This window comes from Gordonia asplenii, from assembly GCF_012933505.1.
Lineage (GTDB): Bacteria > Actinomycetota > Actinomycetes > Mycobacteriales > Mycobacteriaceae > Gordonia > Gordonia asplenii.
This window is the reverse complement of record NZ_JABBNB010000023.1, coordinates 62,526-78,530: the sequence shown is the minus strand read 5'-3', so window position 1 is coordinate 78,530 and position 16,005 is coordinate 62,526. Positions and strand designations below refer to the sequence as shown.

13 protein-coding genes are annotated in these 16,005 nt (G+C 67.4%); 6 read left to right on the top strand and 7 right to left on the bottom strand.

From position 1 onward, the window contains the following. Positions 1-132: 132 nt before the first annotated feature. The 4 genes from HH308_RS19815 to HH308_RS19800 are packed head-to-tail and all read left to right on the top strand — an operon-like array spanning position 133 to position 4,665. Complete coding sequence (locus tag HH308_RS19815; protein WP_170195970.1) at positions 133-1,323, top strand: HpcH/HpaI aldolase/citrate lyase family protein; 1,191 nt, start codon at positions 133-135, stop codon at positions 1,321-1,323. Further along, entirely contained in the window at positions 1,323-2,678 is a 1,356-nt protein-coding gene (locus HH308_RS19810) for a phosphoribosyltransferase family protein (RefSeq protein WP_170195969.1), read from the top strand. The genes HH308_RS19815 and HH308_RS19810 overlap by 1 nt, the downstream gene beginning before the upstream one ends. Then, positions 2,678-3,811: a cysteine protease StiP family protein gene (locus tag HH308_RS19805; protein WP_170196002.1), complete on the top strand. Its 1,134-nt coding sequence runs from the start codon at positions 2,678-2,680 to the stop codon at positions 3,809-3,811. Before HH308_RS19810 ends, HH308_RS19805 begins: the two co-directional genes overlap by 1 nt. Then, positions 3,808-4,665: an HAD family hydrolase gene (locus HH308_RS19800; RefSeq protein WP_312870734.1), complete on the top strand. Its 858-nt coding sequence runs from the start codon at positions 3,808-3,810 to the stop codon at positions 4,663-4,665. The genes HH308_RS19805 and HH308_RS19800 overlap by 4 nt, the downstream gene beginning before the upstream one ends. A 325-nt stretch (positions 4,666-4,990) precedes the next feature. Here the strand turns inward: HH308_RS19800 and HH308_RS19795 are convergent, their stop codons facing one another. Further along, a complete protein-coding gene (locus HH308_RS19795) occupies positions 4,991-5,743 on the bottom strand; it encodes an amidohydrolase family protein (protein WP_170195968.1) in 753 nt (250 codons plus the stop codon). A gap of 128 nt (positions 5,744-5,871) precedes the next feature. Here HH308_RS19795 and HH308_RS19790 point away from each other — a divergent pair, with 128 nt between their 5' ends. Beyond that, positions 5,872-7,212 (top strand): TerD family protein, encoded by a 1,341-nt coding sequence (locus HH308_RS19790; protein ID WP_170195967.1) that lies wholly within the window; start codon positions 5,872-5,874, stop codon positions 7,210-7,212. Between the two features lie 641 nt (positions 7,213-7,853). On the opposite strand, the gene HH308_RS19785 is transcribed toward HH308_RS19790, so the two are convergent. The 6 genes from HH308_RS19785 to HH308_RS19760 form a co-directional block, all read right to left on the bottom strand. Then, complete coding sequence (locus tag HH308_RS19785; RefSeq protein ID WP_170195966.1) at positions 7,854-9,383, bottom strand: molybdopterin-dependent oxidoreductase; 1,530 nt, start codon at positions 9,381-9,383, stop codon at positions 7,854-7,856. Between the two features lie 5 nt (positions 9,384-9,388). Beyond that, the gene (locus tag HH308_RS19780; protein ID WP_170195965.1) at positions 9,389-10,702 is read right to left on the bottom strand and encodes a TrpB-like pyridoxal phosphate-dependent enzyme; all 1,314 of its coding nucleotides are present in this window, start codon (positions 10,700-10,702) and stop codon (positions 9,389-9,391) included. Positions 10,703-10,772: 70 nt separating this feature from the next. Further along, positions 10,773-11,369 (bottom strand): DUF6636 domain-containing protein, encoded by a 597-nt coding sequence (locus HH308_RS19775; protein ID WP_170195964.1) that lies wholly within the window; start codon positions 11,367-11,369, stop codon positions 10,773-10,775. Between the two features lie 129 nt (positions 11,370-11,498). After that, the gene (locus HH308_RS19770; RefSeq protein ID WP_170195963.1) at positions 11,499-12,161 is read right to left on the bottom strand and encodes a response regulator; all 663 of its coding nucleotides are present in this window, start codon (positions 12,159-12,161) and stop codon (positions 11,499-11,501) included. 113 nt (positions 12,162-12,274) lie between these two features. Further along, a complete protein-coding gene (locus HH308_RS19765; protein ID WP_211188647.1) occupies positions 12,275-13,930 on the bottom strand; it encodes a sensor histidine kinase in 1,656 nt (551 codons plus the stop codon). Positions 13,931-13,954: 24 nt separating this feature from the next. After that, positions 13,955-15,373, bottom strand: a complete 1,419-nt coding sequence (locus tag HH308_RS19760) for a CitMHS family transporter (RefSeq protein ID WP_170195962.1) — start codon at positions 15,371-15,373, stop codon at positions 13,955-13,957. Positions 15,374-15,685: 312 nt separating this feature from the next. On the opposite strand from HH308_RS19760, the gene HH308_RS19755 reads away from it, so the two are divergent. Next, positions 15,686-15,991, top strand: coding sequence for a GNAT family N-acetyltransferase (locus HH308_RS19755; RefSeq protein ID WP_170195961.1), 306 nt, complete (start codon positions 15,686-15,688; stop codon positions 15,989-15,991). Positions 15,992-16,005 lie beyond the last annotated feature (14 nt).

Sequence of the window (16,005 nt, the reverse complement as noted above, 5' to 3'; positions counted from 1 at the left end):
CAGACAGCCTCGCACAGCATTTGCGCAGATGGGTCATTTACGTAACTCACGGATGTCCGGTTCGGCCGGTACCATCGCGGGTGTCGATCACCGGGGGCAGCTCTCGCCCCCTGTCAGAGAAAGGAGTTGCCGATGACCATCTCCGTGGAGCCCGTCCACAAGTCCCTGCGATACTTCGATCACCTCGCCGCGGCCGGTATCGAGCGACTCTTCCTCAACCGGCCGGCACCGTTCTCCGATTCCGATCCGCGCGAACGCCTCGCCTACGCCCTGGGCGCCACGCTGTATGTTCCCGGCACCCGGCCCGACCTCGCCGCCACCATCGCCCGCCGTTGCTCCGACGGCGTGCGTTCAATGGTCATCGACCTCGAAGACGCCGTCGCCGACGACGAGTTGGAGGCGGGTCTGGCGCAAACCGTGTCCGCGCTCGACGCCCTCGCCGGAACCTCAGCGGGCGGGATGCTGTTGTTCGTTCGCACGCGTACGGCCCGCGACATCGGTCGTCTCATCGACCAGCTCGGTCCCGGCGTCGACGCACTGACCGGATTCGTCGTGCCGAAGTTCACCGCCGACTCCGAGCCGTCGTTGGCCGCCGTCGTCGACGCCAGCTCCCGCGTCGGCAAGCACCTCTATGTGATGCCGGTCCTGGAGTCCCCCGAACTCGTCCACGGTCAGACCCGCGACATCCAGCTGCGGGCGATCGCCGAACTGCTCAACCGCTACCGGACCCACGTGCTCGCCGCCCGCATCGGCGCCACCGACATGTGCGGCGTGTACGGCATCCGCCGCGACCGCGACCTCACCATCTACGACGTCGCCGTGATCGCCGACGCGATCAGCGGGATAGTCAATTACCTCGGCCGCCGCGATGATTCGGGTTTCGTCATCACCGGACCGGTCTGGGAGTACTTCGCCGATCACGAGCGCATGTTCCGGCCGATGCTGCGCACCACCCCGTTCGCCGAGCACGACGCCGTGCGGTTCCGTCAGCAGTTGGTCTCCCGCGACCTCGACGGTCTGCTGCGCGAGATCGCCCTCGACCGCGCCAACGGCATCCACGGCAAGACCGTCATCCATCCTTCGCACGTCTCGCCGGTGAACGCGCTGTCTGCGGTCACCCACGAAGAGTATCTCGACGCCCTCGACATCACCGAGGCCAAGACCGGCGGCGTGCGCGCCTCCACGTACGGGAACAAGATGAATGAGGCCAAACCCCACCGCAATTGGGCCGAACAGGTGCTGATCAGAGCATCGGTGTTCGGTGTGACCAATCCGGGCATCACCTTCGTCGACCTACTCACCGAGCTGGTGACGCCGAGCTGATGATCGGATCCCCGACACCCTCTCCGCAGCCGCAGTGGACCTCGCAGCACCTCGGGCTGACCGTTACCAAAACCTCCTGGCGCACAACCGATCTGGTGATTCCCGGCCTCCGCCGCAACCCTCGCCGCGCCCATCTGCTGGTCTCCACGGTGCTCGGCAAACACATTCCGACCGACCCGAATCGGGTGCGCGAGGCGGCCGACGCGCTCGCCGATCATGCCGCCGAGGCCGTCCGTCGGCTCGCACCGACGGTGGCCCCGGCCGAGGCCACCGTCTTCGGATTCGCGGAAACGGCAACGGGTTTGGGTCATGGTGTCGCGGTTCGTCTGGGAAGTCGATGCTATCTGCAGTCGACGCGGCGGTCAGCCCCCGACGCCACCGTCTACGGCGAGTTCACCGAGGGCCACTCGCATGCCACGCTGCACCTGATTCAAGGGCGCTTTCCGCCCCCGTTCGCCGAGCGCCCAAGCGAGCTTGCGAGCTTCGGTGTATCGAGACGCGTCGACACCCCCGCCCAGCGCGCCCCCCTCATCCTCGTCGACGACGAAATATCCACCGGCGCAACGGCAATCGATGCCATTCGGTCTCTGCACGCCATCTCGGCGCACCCCGCCTACGTCGTCGCCTCGCTCGTCGACATGCGCTCGGACGCCGATTGTCGCGCCAACACCGCGGCCGCACGAGATCTCGGCGTCGACATCGAATTCGTCGCGCTCGCCAACGGATCGGTGACACTGCCCGACGCCCTGCCCGACGCGGTCTCGGACCTTACCCCCGAGCCGTTCAATCCCGTTGCCGCACAGTCCGGTGCGGTCGATTTCCTCTCCGTCGACTGGCCTGCCGACGTCCCCGACGGCGGACGTTTCGGCTTTCACGCCGACGACGCCGCGGGATTCACCGCTGCGGTCTCCGACGCGGCGACGCTGATCCGCGCCCGGCTGCGAGAGGGCGGCGTAGTCGTCGTCGGGCACGAGGAGTTGATGTATCTGCCGCAGCGAATCGCGCAGGCCCTGGCCGCCGACGGGCACCGGGTCGGTTACCAGACGACCACTCGGTCGCCCGCCGTCGTGCTCGACGAGCCCGGCTATCCACTCCGTCGAGGCTTCGAATTCGTTGCGCCGGAACCTGATTCGACGGCCCGGCGCTACCTCTACAACGCCACCCTCGACGCGGCGCAGCCCAGCCAGCTCGTCCTGGTCGTCGACACTCCCGCCGACACCGCCGAATTGCGTTGTCCCGGAGGAGTTCTCGATGTGCTCACGCGGGCCGGTCACGATGTCCTCGTCGTCGTCGTGGCGGCTCCCACGCAAGCGGGACTGCGCGACGCCCGCGCCCGACGTCAGGAAGTCCGTTGATCGACACTCTCGTCACTCCGCCACTCACCGGCCCGACGTTCGGCTCGTACGCACCCGACGAGGTCACCTGGCTGCTCAAGGATCTGTCCGGCGTCGAGTTGGAAGCCGATGTGGCGATCCGTGAGGCCAAGATCCAGGCCGGGACGGCGCACTACGCCGAGTCGTTGCCGGTGGAGTATCAGCCGACCGAGTCGTATCGACGGCTCTTCGACGAGACTCTGTCGGCGTCGGCGCCGCGCCTGGCCGAAGCGGTCGGGACGGTCACCGACCTGTTGCTCGCCGACCGTGGACCGGATCTGACGCTCGTCTCGTTGGCCCGGGCGGGCACACCGGTCGGGGTGTTGATGCGACGCTGGGCCGCGCATCGGCACGGTGTCTCGCTGCCGCACTATGCGGTGTCGATCGTGCGCGACCGCGGCATCGACGCTGTCGCTCTCGATTACCTTGTCGCACATCATGATCCCGCGTCGATCGTCTTCGTCGACGGTTGGACCGGAAAGGGCGCGATCGCCAAGGAACTCTCGGAGGCGTTGCGCCAGTACGCATCTGCCGGTGGCCCGCAGCTCAACGACGACCTCGCCGTGCTCGCCGACCCCGGCTCCTGCGTCCGTACCTTCGGCACCCGCAGTGACTTCCTCATCGCATCCGCGTGTCTCAATTCGACGGTGTCCGGCTTGGTGTCACGGACGGTGCTGAACGACGCGCTGATCGGTGCGGGCGAATTCCACGGCGCGAAGTTCTATCGGGAGCTCGCTCCGTACGATGTGTCGAATACGTTGCTGGACACCGTTTCCGGCCATTTCGACGCCGTCGCCGAAGCTGCGGCCACCCGTGCCGCCGACATCGCCGCCGGCGACCGGGCACCGACCTGGTCGGGCTGGGCATCGGTCGAGGCAGTCCGGGACCGGTACGGCATCTCGTCGGTCAATTTCGTGAAGCCCGGCGTCGGGGAGACCACCCGCGTACTGTTGCGCCGCGTCCCGTGGAAGGTCCTGGTCCGCGATGCCGATGCTCCCGAACACGCGCACATCCGGCTGCTCGCCGCGGATCGCGGTGTGCCGGTGGAGGTCGTCGACGACCTCGCCTACTCGTGCATGGGCTTGATCGCACCGGTCGACGGCGACGCCCAGTGAGCACTCTGATCGCGACCGACCTCGATCGCACAATGATCTATTCACGAAATGCCATGGGCGAGAAGCAGTTCGCGAACGTCGACCCGGTCTGTGTCGAGATCTACGACGACGCCCCGCTGTCGTACATGGCGCGGGCCGCGCTCACGCGGTTGACGTCGTTGGCGCAGCAGGTGTCCGTCGTGCCCACCACCACGCGCACGCCGGCGCAGTTCACTCGAATCAACCTGCCGGGCGGCCCTTTTCGCTTCGTGGTGACCAGCAACGGTGGCGCGATCCTGGCTGACGGCGTGCGAGATCCGCAGTGGGACAGTCACATCGCGGCACGGACCGCGGCGGACGGGGCGTCGTTGGCGGAGGTCACCTCGGCTCTGCGCGCCCGCATCCCGACCGATGGTTGGGTGCGTAAGATGCGCATCGCCGACGATCTGTTCTGCTATCTCGTCGTCGAGCCCGACGAGCAGCCCGCGGACTTTCTCCCCGACTGGCAGGAGTACTGCGCCGCGCATGGTTGGAGTGCGTCGCAGCAGGGCCGCAAGATATACGCGGTGCCGCTGGCGGTGACGAAAAGCGCTGCGGTGGACGAAGTTCGACGCCGCCTGGTCGCCGACGGCACGCTGCCCGCGGACCACATCATGCTCGCGGCAGGCGACGGCTGGCTCGACAACGACCTGCTGCTCTGCGCCGACAAGGCCATCCGTCCCTGCCACGGCGAATTGGAATCGCTCGGCTGGCAGGCGCCGAACCTGACGGTGACCGCCCAGTCGGGCGCACTGGCGGGCCTAGAGATCCTGGAGTGGATGAATACCGAAGTGCTGCAACGCGAGTACCGCACAGAGGAACCTGATCCGGTATAGCTCCCTTCCCCACGTGCCGAAACGCAACCCACCGCTCCCCGAGCGCCGAACGCCTCTTTCGCTCCCCCGAGCGCCGACGCGACGAACGAACCCCTCGCTCCCCGAATGCCAAACGCCTCTTTCGCTCCCCGAGCGCCGACGCGACGAACGAGCCCCCTCGCTCCCCGAGTGCCGAACGCCTCCTTCGCCCCCCGAGTGCCGAACGAGCTCGCGAGTTCGGTGTAACCGCCGTGCTGAGTGACCGCGAGGAACGAGCGGTTGTATCGAAGTAGAGGGGCCGGCGAGACGAAGAACCCAACTCGACCCGAGCCATGTCGAGCCACCCTCACACCCGATACAGGCGCACCGCGTTCCCCCACAGCACATCGTCGATCAGCTCATCGCCGACGGCCTCGTGAACCACCTCGACGTCGCCGTCGTCGAACGCCCTGGGCGCCCGCGTCGACGGTAGATCGGTGCCGAAAACCAAAGCGTGCGGATCGATTTCGACGATCCGGCGCATGGCGGCACGGACATCGACGTCGCCTCTGCCGAAGCCGGTCGCCTTGACTCGTGCTCCGCTCTCGACCAGTCGCAGGAGTTCGGGCAGCCCGGCGGCACTGAGTCCCAAATGGTCGATGCTCACCGCGGGCAGTCGAGTCAGCATCGGCGCCAGGTCCGGGAGATCCGTCGAGTCGATGTACAACTCGGTATGCCAGCCGGCGAGATCGTGGACGCGACGCGCGAGCCGGTCCAGATCGTCCAGCGACGCCGACCCACCGCGTCGAACGTTGAATCGCACCGCGCGCACCCCGGCGGCGTCGAGCTCGACTATCCGTTCGTCCGACGTGTCCGCCGGAATCTGCGTCACCCCGACGAACGCGCCCCGCAGCGTCTGCAGTGCGTCGAGCAGATACGACTGATCGAATGCCTGGAACGATCCCGACACCACCGCCCCGCCGGCGACACCCAGCCGCCCGACGCGCACCGCGTAGTCGGCGGCGGTGAACATCGGTGGCAGGTAACCGTAGTTGGGTGTCAAGGGAAATCGCGGGTCGACGATGTGCAGGTGGGCGTCGAAGATGCGCCGAGCGCTCATGGAACCTCCGTGCATGTCACCATCTTCCTCGGTTGTCCGACGGGATTGTCCGACGAGGAGCCCAATCCCGACAATACGGAAATCATTCACCCGACTCACATGTCGGCCGGATGCTATACCCTGCGGGCATGAGTGATCTCGCCAAGGGGCAGAACGGTCCGCTGTCCACGTCCAATTTGTCGGTGTCGATGACGCTGACCGCGCCCGCCGATCTGTCGGCGCTGCTGGTCACCGCCGCGGGCAAGGTGCGCTCCGACGCCGACTTCGTGTTCTACAACCAGCCGACCGGCCCCGGCGTCACCCTCAGCAGCGGACCGAGCGGCGCGACGCTGCAGATCAACACCGACAACGTGCCGTCGGACATCGATCAGATCCGCGCGGTCATCACGCTCGACGACGCGTCGAGCAACTTCGGCCGCTTCCCCGCTCCCACCGCACACGTCGCAGACGCCAACGGCACCGAGCTCTTTCGCTATGTCGTCAACGGCCTGAACACCGAGTCGGTGGTCATCGCGCTGGAAGTGTATCGGCGCCAAGGTAATTGGAAGGTCCGAGCCATCGGCCAGGGGTACGCCGGCGGCTTCGCAGACCTGGTCCGCGACCACGGCGTCAGCGTCGACGACGCCCCGACTCCGCCACCCAGCGCTCCCGCACCGGCACCGGTGCCGGTGCCGGCAGCTGCTCCGACTCCCCCTGCTCCCACGGCCCCGCCGACCCTCGACTATCCGGCGCCGAACTACGGCTACGGCACCCCCGCGACCCCGTATCCGGGATACGCCCAGCAGCCGGCGCAGGCCCCGCAGCCGCCGCAGGCCCCGACCTATCCGGCGCCGGTTCCCCAGCAGCCGGCTCCCGCCCCCGCCGGCGGTGAAGTCAGCCTGACGAAGGCTCGCCCGGTCAGCTTGACGAAGGGGCAGAAGGTCACGCTGCGCAAAGACGGCGGCGTCGCGCTCACCCAGATCCGGATGGGTCTGGGGTGGGATCCGATCCGCAAGACCGGGCGATTCGGCAGCCGCAGCGCCAACATCGACCTCGACGCGTCAGTGGTCATGTTCGCCGGTCACACGCCCTTCGACATCATCTACTTCGGCAATCTGCGCACCCCGGATGGCTCGATCGTGCACACCGGCGACAACCTCACCGGCGAAGGTGAAGGCGACGACGAGGTGATCAACGTCGACCTGACGCGTATCCCGCCACACGTCGACACGCTGCTCTTCATCGTCACCTCTTACCGCGGGCAGACCTTCGAGCAGATCGACAACGCCTTCTGCCGCCTGATCGACTCGACGTCCGACGCCGAGCTCGCCCGCTACACGCTCAAGGGTGGTATGCCGTTCACCGCGATGGTGATGGCGACCATCGTGCGCGCGGGCGGCGAGTGGAAGCTGCACGCGATCGGCGAGGGCCTCAACGCGAAGACCCCGGGCAAAGCCGTGCCGCACCTCGGACAGTTCCTGGGGCGGTAGCGCTTCATGTCGGGTCGCCCCCACTGAGAGGAGTCGGAGGGCCGACCTCTGATCAGCCGGGAGGGAGCGACAGCGGGTGTGTCGCACTTAAGAGTTGTATGACGTTGCGTTTCTCTGCCGGTTGAGCCTGAATTCACCGACGGTAGGCCCCATCTGCTGGTTGAGCCGCGAGGAGCGCAAGCGCGCCGTACTGAGCGAGGCGCTAGCCGAGTCGAAGTGACGAGCGTGTCGAAACCTCTGTACCACAATGCATTTGATTGCAGCGCACTTGTCGAACTGTTATGGAATCGAACATCGAGGCGTGTGCACCCATAGGGTGCACACGCGACACTTGCCGGGTGACATCGCGATATTGGCGCGGACCGTCGAAAGTCGTTGTGGCTGAGAAGTTTCGACACGGACTCGGCTAGCGCTACTTCGACTCGGCTAGCGCCTCGCTCAGCACGGCGCTCGGACCGGCTCAACCAGCAGAGCGGCGCTCGGACCGGCTCAACCAGCGGAGGGGACCAGCAGGATGCGGCGCAGCAGGGTGCACGCAAGATATCAATACCATTAGGAGCGACACCTACCGGGTGTCGACGCGTTCGCGGGACCGGGCTCAACCAGCGGGTGCTCGGACCCGGCCTCACCGGCGGCCGTACCTACTCGACGGTGAACCGCCTCATATCCAACCCCGTCGCCCCGTTCGGTATCGGCGACGACGGGGTCTCGATCTGCGCCCGACCGTCGGCGTCGATCGCGCGGCAGGTCACCGTGTGCTTGCCCGGCGTCGCGGCCCAGGTGTAGTGCCATTGCCGCCAGGTGTCGCGGGAGTACTCGGTGGCGACGTCGGCAGTACGCCATGGCCCGTCGTCGATACGGACTTGCACTTCGCGTACGCCGACGTGCTGCGACCATGCGGTCCCGGCCACGACGACGTCGCCGGGCGCGAACGACGCACTGGACCTCGGCCGGTCGATGCGCGATGCCAGCTTGATCGGCCCGATCGCCGACCAGCCGCGGTCGGTCCAATAGGCGGTGGCGTCGGCGAATCGGGTCAGCTCCCAGTCCACCACCCATTTCGTCGCGGACACGTAGCCGTACAGCCCGGGCACCACCTGGCGCACGGGGTAGCCGTGCTCCACCGGCAGCGCGACCCCGTTCATTCCGATCGCCAGCATCGCATCGCGACCGTCGGCGACGACGGAAACCGGTGTGCCACAGGTCCATCCGTCTGAGCTCGTCGACAACAACATGTCGGCGCCCGCATGCACGCCGACCCGGTCGAGCAGTGTCTTCATCGGTACACCCAGCCAGCGCGCGTTGCCGATGAGGTCGCCGCCGACCTCGTTCGACACGCATGTCAGCGTCACGTACCGCTCGATCAGGTCCATGGACAACAGGTCCGTCCACCGCACGCGCAGTTCCCGATCAACCATCCCGTGGATCCGCAGCTCCCAATCGGCCGTCGTCAGACTCGGCAGGCGCAGCGCCGTGTCGATCCGGTAGAAGTCGCTGTTGGAGGTGACGAACGACGTAGCGTCGGCGACCTCGACACCGGCGGGAATCGGCTTCGACGCCGACCGGGGAGCCGGCAGCCGGACGGCGAGCCGATCTGCCACGGTCCGCGTCGTGTCGGCGAGCATCCGCCGACCCACCCCACCCGCGACGACTGCCAGCGCGATGATTCCGCCCGCGGTGAGAACGAATCGACGGGTGACGCCCTCGGCCTCCCCCGATACCGACGATCCGCGCAACATCCCGACCAGCACCCGCAACACGATCAGGGCGACCACCGCCGCGGCGGCCGACGGAATGGCGTACGTCCAGACGGCGGTCGGCCGGTCCAGCGCGGCACCGACGCCGAGCACCCCGAACAGCACCACGATCATGACGCCCGCGGGCGGTCGACGACGTTCCGCGACACCGCACTCTGCGGCGAGCAACGCGATGACGACACCCATCCCCACGAACAGCGCCAGCTTGTCGGAGGTGCCGAAGGTCGTGATGACCCACTCGCGCACCAACGTCGGCGTGCGATCGACCACCGCGGAGCCCACCGCCACAAAGGGCGCGGCGTCGGGTGAAACCATCGTGGCGACCAGTTCGCCGATCGCAAGCCCCGACCCCACCGCGATGACACCCGCCAGCGCAGCCGGCCAGAGTCGGCTGCGCTGAGCGGGAGTAGTCATGGCTTTTAGAATCCGCCGTCGAGGTATTCCGCGTAGGCGGGCAGGTCGAGTTGCCCGTGCCCGGACAATCCGATCACCACGACTTCCTCGCGATCGCTGTCGGCTACGTAGGCGGCGCATGCGGCGATGGCGTGCGTCGATTCCGGCGCGGGCACGATGCCCTGGGTGCGCGCGAAGGTGACTCCGGCGGCGAACGCATCGTGCTGCGAAATAGCCTGTCCCTCAACGAGTCCCAGCTCGACGGTGTGACTGAGGGCGGGCGCCATGCCGTGGTAGCGCAGGCCGCCGGCGTGAATGGGGTCGGGCACGAAGTCCATCCCGAGGGTGTGCATCTTCAGCAGCGGGGTCAGCCCGGCGACGTCGCCGTGGTCGTAGCGGTACTCGCCCTGCGTGATCGACGGGCACGCCGACGGCTCGGCCGCGACGATCCGCGGGTTCGACCGTCCGGCGAGCTTCTCCCGCAGAAATGGGAACGACAGCCCCGCCAGATTGGAACCACCACCCGCACAACCGAATACGACGTCGGCGCCGTCGGCCTCGACGGCGTTGAGCTGCGCTACGGCCTCCTGTCCGATCACACTCTGGTGCAGCACGACATGGTTGAGCACCGAGCCGAGTGCATAGCGCGCGTCGGGATCGTTCGCCGCCACCTCGACGGCCTCACTGACCGCCATGCCCAGGCTGCCGGTGGTGTGGGGGTCTTTGGCGAGCATCGCGCGGCCGGACTCGGTCAGATCCGACGGACTCGGGTGAACGGTGCCGCCGTAGGTCTTCATCAGGTAGCCGCGGTACGGCTTGGAGTCGTACGACGCCCTGACCTGCCATACCTCGACGTCGATGCCGAACTGCGCGCCCGCGAACGACAGCGCACTGCCCCACTGCCCCGCGCCGGTCTCCGTCGTCAGCTTCGTGACGCCGTCGACCGAGTTGTAATAGGCCTGTGCCACAGCCGAATTGGTCTTGTGGCTACCGACCGGGCTGACGCCCTCGTACTTGACGTAGATCCGGGCCTTGGTGTTGAGCGCCTGCTCGAATTTGCGGGCGCGGAACAGCGGCGACGGTCGCCACATCTGGTAGATCTCGCGGACGGGCTCGGGGATCTCGATGTAGCGTTCCGGGGTCACCTCCTGGGCGATCAGTCCGGCCGGGAAGAGCGGCGCCAGGTCATCCGGGCCGACCGGCTCCTTGGTGCCCGGATGCAGGTGCGGCGGAATCGGCTCGGGCAGGTCGGCGGCCAGGTTGTACCAATGCGTCGGAACGCCCGCGGTGACCAGCTCGGGGTTGATCGCTTCGACGGTGGGTGCGATTTCAGTCGTCATGGGAACAACTGTAGGAGATGTAGATCACAGCCCGCTGCCCCGGCTTTGGGGACGCCGAAACGCCCGCAGATCAGAATGTCGTATTCGTGTTGTCGGCGATGGTGAAGCCGTGACCCGACGCGTCGCTCTTGCACGTGACGCCCGACGTCGCCGTCGTACACGTGAATCCGGTCGCCGACAGACGTCGACCGTAGTCCAATGCCGGCGGTTCCACACCGGTTCCCGGACCGTAGATCACCCCGCCGGTACACACGAACGACACCTCGCCGTCGGAGTAGACCTGCAGACCCCGGCCCCAGCCGACAGACTGCGGACACGACGCCGGACGCGGCGGGACCGGCTGCGTCTTGCCGTGGCATCCCGCTGCAGCCCTGCGACCGTCACGATTGGAGATGATGCCGCAGTGGAACTTTCCGCTCGGCGACACGAAGAAGTAGCCGCCCTCCTGCTGGTATCGAGCTGCGTCGACGGTGCCGGTCTGATCGGTGGGGCCGGACTGATCGGTGGGCGCGGTCGTCGCGGGCACAGCACTCGACGAAGTCATGGTCGACGCCGTGACCGTGACCGTCGAGACGCCCGACGACGTGCCCGCATCGCCGCAACCCGAACCCACCAATGCCAGCGCCGCGATCGCCGACGTGAACAGAAGTCTTCTCCGGTTCATCATCTCGCTCCGTTTCGTCGACGACGATGCCAGTATCCTTCGCAATTGCGACGTTCGTCGTGCAATCGGCCGATTGGGACCACCTCGAACGTCCGGCCGCGGCGGGGTGCGCGCAGAGCGACACCGGCCACCTCACATCAGGTGATACTCCTGCCGCGGCCTGCCTGTCCCGCCGTACTGCAGACTCATCCGCAAGCGGCCCGCGGCCACCAGATTGGCCAGGTGGCGTCGAGCCGTCGGCGCCGAGATGCCCACCCGATCGGAAACGTCGTCGGCGAACAGCCCCGTCTCCGGCCCCTCGAAGAGCGCCAGGATCTTCTCCTCCGTCGGCGACGCCGGCGCGCTGTCGCGGCCACGGGTTCCGAACCGCATCGCCGACAACGCTTCATCCACCTGCCGCTGATCGACGTTGCCGCTGGACAGCAAACGGCGGTAGTGGGCGTACCCGGCGAGCCGACGCGCCAGCTCGGCGTCGTCGAACGGTTTGATCAAATACGTCAACGCTCCCGACCGCGTCGCCGCGCGGATGGCGTCGGCGCTCGATTCGGCACCGACGATGAAACAGTCGCACGGTAGTTCACCCGCCAGGTCGATGCCGGAACCGTCGGGCAGGTAGACGTCGAGCAGCGCGAGGTCGATATGCCCGACGTCGGGGTCGGTGAACGCGGCCCGCGCCGCACCGACCGACCCCACCTGGGCGCTGATCCGGAAGCCACGCACCGCGGAAACGATCGCCGCGTGCAGGCGTGCGACCCGAAAGTCATCGTCGCAGATCAATACTCCGAGCTCACTCATGCGCCACTCCTGTCTCCACTGACGTCGGTCCGATCCTCGCTCCGCTGGTTGACCGCGAGGTTTCGACACGGGACTCCGCTAACGCTTCGTCCCGGCTCAACCGGCGAGGTGAGTCACTCAGCATCCAGCGCCCCAGGTAGTTTCGCCACGAAGACCGCACCGCCGAGCTCTGATTCGCTGGCCTGGGCCACCCACGCGTCACCGCCCGCGCGGCGGCAGATCTGCCGAACCAGCGCCAGTCCCATACCTCGGCCGCCCGGCACCGCGTGCCCGTCCTTCGACGTGACCCCCTCGGTGAACACCCGATCGGGATCGTCGAACACGACTCCCGGACCGGAGTCGGCGACGGTGACCCACAGCGTGTCGGCGTCGGTGAGCAGCTCCACGTCGACCCTCCCGTTCTTCGACGCCGGGTCGGCGGCGGCGTCGAGCGCATTGTCGATGAGATTGCCGACGACCGTGGTGACCGCGACCGCGTCGTCGAGCACCCCGGTGACCCAGGTCTGCGCGCCGAGACTCAACACCACGCCGCGTTCGCGGGCCAACGCGGCCTTGGCGTCGAGGAAGGCCGACAGGTGCGGTTCGTCGACGTTGTCGAGTCCGGTCAATCGCGTTCCGCGCGAACCCGACCCGGTGATCTCGTCGAGATAGTCGACGGCCTCGGCCACGTGGTCGTGGCGCAGCAGCCCGGCGAGCACGTGCAGCCGGTTGGCGGTCTCGTGCCGCTGGGCACGCAGCGCTTCGCTCATCGATCGGATGGCGTCGAGCTCACGGGTCAGATTCTCGACGTCGGTGCGGTCGATGACGGACATCACGATGCCGAGGTCGCGGCCGTCGACGGTCACCCGATGGGAGCTGACCAGCACGATGCGGTCACCGACGGTCGCAGCGATCGGGACGGTCTGTGGGACGTCGAGCAACTGCTGCAGGCGCGTGGTGAGGCCGAGGTCCGCGCGGGCGGTCCCGACCGGAGCCGAGATCGAAAGCAATTGTCGCGCTTTGTCATTGATCACTCGCATCCGCCCATCGCGGTCGACGGCGAGCACACCGTCGGCGAGCGCGTGCAACACGGCGCGTTGCTCGGTGACCAGAGCGACCAGCTCGTCGGGTTGCAGGCCGAGGGTGAGCCGACGCCAGCGTCGTGCCAGCAGCACCGCACCGGCGATGCCGACGGCCAACGCCACCGACGCGAGCCCGACGGTGAGAAGAATGTCGCGGCGGGTGGCCTCGGCGACCTTCTCGGTCGATATCCCGACGCTGACGAACCCGATGACGGCGCCCGATGCATCGCGGACCGGGACCTTGCCGCGCACCGATTCGCCGAGGGTGCCCCGGTCGGTTTCCGCGACGTCGTGGCCGGCGAGGACGTAGTCGGGGTCGGTCGAGACGCGCCGGCCCAGTTCGTCGGGATCCGGGTGGGCGATGCGGATCCCGTCGCGATTGGCGATGACGACGAAGAGGACGCCGGTGCGTCGAGCGACATCGACCGCCTCACGCTGCAGCTCGCCATCGGCGAGCGCCGCGGCGTCGAGGCTGGTGCCCTGGTTGGCCGCGACGAGACGCGCGACGTCGGGGTCGCCCGCTACCGCATGTGCGACGGCGACGGCCCGCTGCGCGTACTCGTCGCGCATGTCGTCGTCGACATTGCTGATGCGCCAACCGAATCCGACGATGAGGCTCAGCGCGATCACCACCACCTGCAAGATCAGCACCTGCCCCACCAATGACACACGACCGGCCCGCGGGACCGGTCGTGTGTCAGGCGCCATGAGGTGAGCGTAATTGGGCGCGGGTCAGAACGGGATCGCTCCGACAAGGCAACCGACGGTCAGCATCACCACCGAGACGACGGCGGCACGCCACAGCACCTTCTTGTGGTGGTCGGCCAGCGGAACGGCGGCCAGCGCCACGAGCAGCAGAATCGCGGGGACCAGCGGGCTCTGCATGTGGACCGGCTGTCCGGTGATGGATGCGCGGGCCATCTCGGTGGGATCGATGCCGTATTTCGACGCCGTCTCGCTCAGGACCGGCAGCACCCCGTAGTAGAAGGCGTCGTTGCTCATCAGGAAGGTCAGCGGGATGGAGAGCACGCCGGCGACGATGGCCATGTGCGGGCCCATCCAGTCCGGGATCGCGCCGGTCAGCCAGTGCGCGAGTGCCTCGACCATTCCGGTCCCGGTGAACACACCGGTGAGGACGGCGGCGGCCAGCACCATCGCGACGACGGACACGATCGACGACGAGTGGCGGGTGATCGCGGCCTGCTGATCCTTGACGTGCGGGAAGTTGATGATCAGCGCCAGCCCGGTGGCGATCATGAACAGGACCGGGATCGCGACGACGTCGGCGCCCAGGACGGCGAGCAACGCGATGGTCAGCGCGGCGTTGGCCCACAGCAGTTTCGGTCGGAGGGTAGAGCGGTTGGGATCGAGAACTCCGGTGAAGGCGTTGTCGTCGCCGGTGTTTGCGGTGCCGGTCGATGCCGTACCCGTCGACGTGGTCTCCACGGCGTCGACGGTGGCGTCGGCGGATCCGCCAGCCAGAGCCGGGGACTTGCGGGTTGCGACCGATGCGAGGATCGACTCACGGATCTCGATCCGGCCGATCCGACGCCGCTCGAGAACACCCAGGTGGTAGGAGAACGCGAGCACGACGACCATCGCGGCGATCAACGAGGGGATCATCGGAAGGAAGACGTCGGAGGTGTCGATTTTGAGGGCCGACGCCGCGCGGGCCGTCGGACCGCCCCACGGCAGGATGTTCATCGTTCCGTTGGCCAGGCCCGCGGTGACAGTGAGGACGACGGGGCTGACGCCGAGCTTCAGGTAGAGCGGCAGGAGCGCCGAGGTCACGATGATGAAGGTCGTCGAGCCGTCTCCGTCGAGTGACACGATCGCCGCGAGCACCGCGGTGCCGACGACGAGCCGCGCCGGATCGTTGCGGACCAGGCGCACCACGCCGCGGACGATCGGGTCGAACAGCCCGACGTCGATCATGATGCCGAAGAAGATGATGGCGAAGAACAGCATCGCCGCCGTCGGGGCGAGGTCTTTGATGCCGTCGGAGATCATGTCGCTGATGCCGAGTCCGGCGCCGGCGAACAAGCCGAAGGCGGTGGGCACCAGGATCAGTGCGACCACCGGGGTCGCACGTTTCGTCATGATGAGGAACATGAACGTGGCCACCATCGCGAGGCCCAGCGCTACCAACATCGCTTTCTCAATTCATTCGTGGAAGGGATTCCGGCCACCCGGCGGTGACTTCGGTTGTGAATGAGTGTCGAGGTGGTGGCGGTCACAGTCACGCTTGTGAGCGTTAGTCGCGTTTTGATCGTTTTGCTCACCGCGCTGATACGGTCGCGGGCATGGATGCCGACCCGACGACGATCCGGCCCGCCGAGCCCGGCGACGTCGGGCGGGTGGCATCGATAGTCGCCGCCGCCTTCTCCGGATACGAGCCGCGAATGGGCCGTCGACCAGCGCCGATGGACGTCGACCAGCGCCCTGATCGCGACGTCGGACGATGTGGAGGTACTCGTCGTCGGCGACGAGGTGGTCGGTGTGCTGGTCAGTCGCGTCGATCGGGCGCATCTGTTCGTCGAGAACGTGGCTATTGCACCGTCCGCGCGTGGCCGGGGATACGGGCGGTCGTTGCTGGCTCATGCCCAGTCCCACGCCGCAGACGCGGGTCTGGGTGGGGTGCGGCTGTACACGAACGCGGCGATGACCGAGAACCTGGAGCTGTATCGGCATCTGGGCTACGTCGAAGTGGATCGACGACATGTCGACGGCTTCGATCGAGTGTTCTTCGAGAAGACCGTCGAGTCGTGACTCGACGGGGCGGG

Bases quoted from the DNA above. Each gene is read 5' to 3' on its own strand.
- HH308_RS19790 (WP_170195967.1), top strand. From the start codon at position 5,872: ATGAGTGATCTCGCCAAGGGGCAGAACGGTCCGCTGTCCACGTCCAAT.
- HH308_RS19785 (WP_170195966.1), bottom strand. From the start codon at position 9,383: ATGACTACTCCCGCTCAGCGCAGCCGACTCTGGCCGGCTGCGCTGGCG.
- HH308_RS19765 (WP_211188647.1), bottom strand. From the start codon at position 13,930: ATGGCGCCTGACACACGACCGGTCCCGCGGGCCGGTCGTGTGTCATTG.
- HH308_RS19795 (WP_170195968.1), bottom strand. From the start codon at position 5,743: ATGAGCGCTCGGCGCATCTTCGACGCCCACCTGCACATCGTCGACCCG.
- HH308_RS19775 (WP_170195964.1), bottom strand. From the start codon at position 11,369: ATGATGAACCGGAGAAGACTTCTGTTCACGTCGGCGATCGCGGCGCTG.
- HH308_RS19770 (WP_170195963.1), bottom strand. From the start codon at position 12,161: ATGAGTGAGCTCGGAGTATTGATCTGCGACGATGACTTTCGGGTCGCA.
- HH308_RS19780 (WP_170195965.1), bottom strand. From the start codon at position 10,702: ATGACGACTGAAATCGCACCCACCGTCGAAGCGATCAACCCCGAGCTG.
- HH308_RS19815 (WP_170195970.1), top strand. From the start codon at position 133: ATGACCATCTCCGTGGAGCCCGTCCACAAGTCCCTGCGATACTTCGAT.
- HH308_RS19810 (WP_170195969.1), top strand. From the start codon at position 1,323: ATGATCGGATCCCCGACACCCTCTCCGCAGCCGCAGTGGACCTCGCAG.
- HH308_RS19760 (WP_170195962.1), bottom strand. From the start codon at position 15,373: ATGTTGGTAGCGCTGGGCCTCGCGATGGTGGCCACGTTCATGTTCCTC.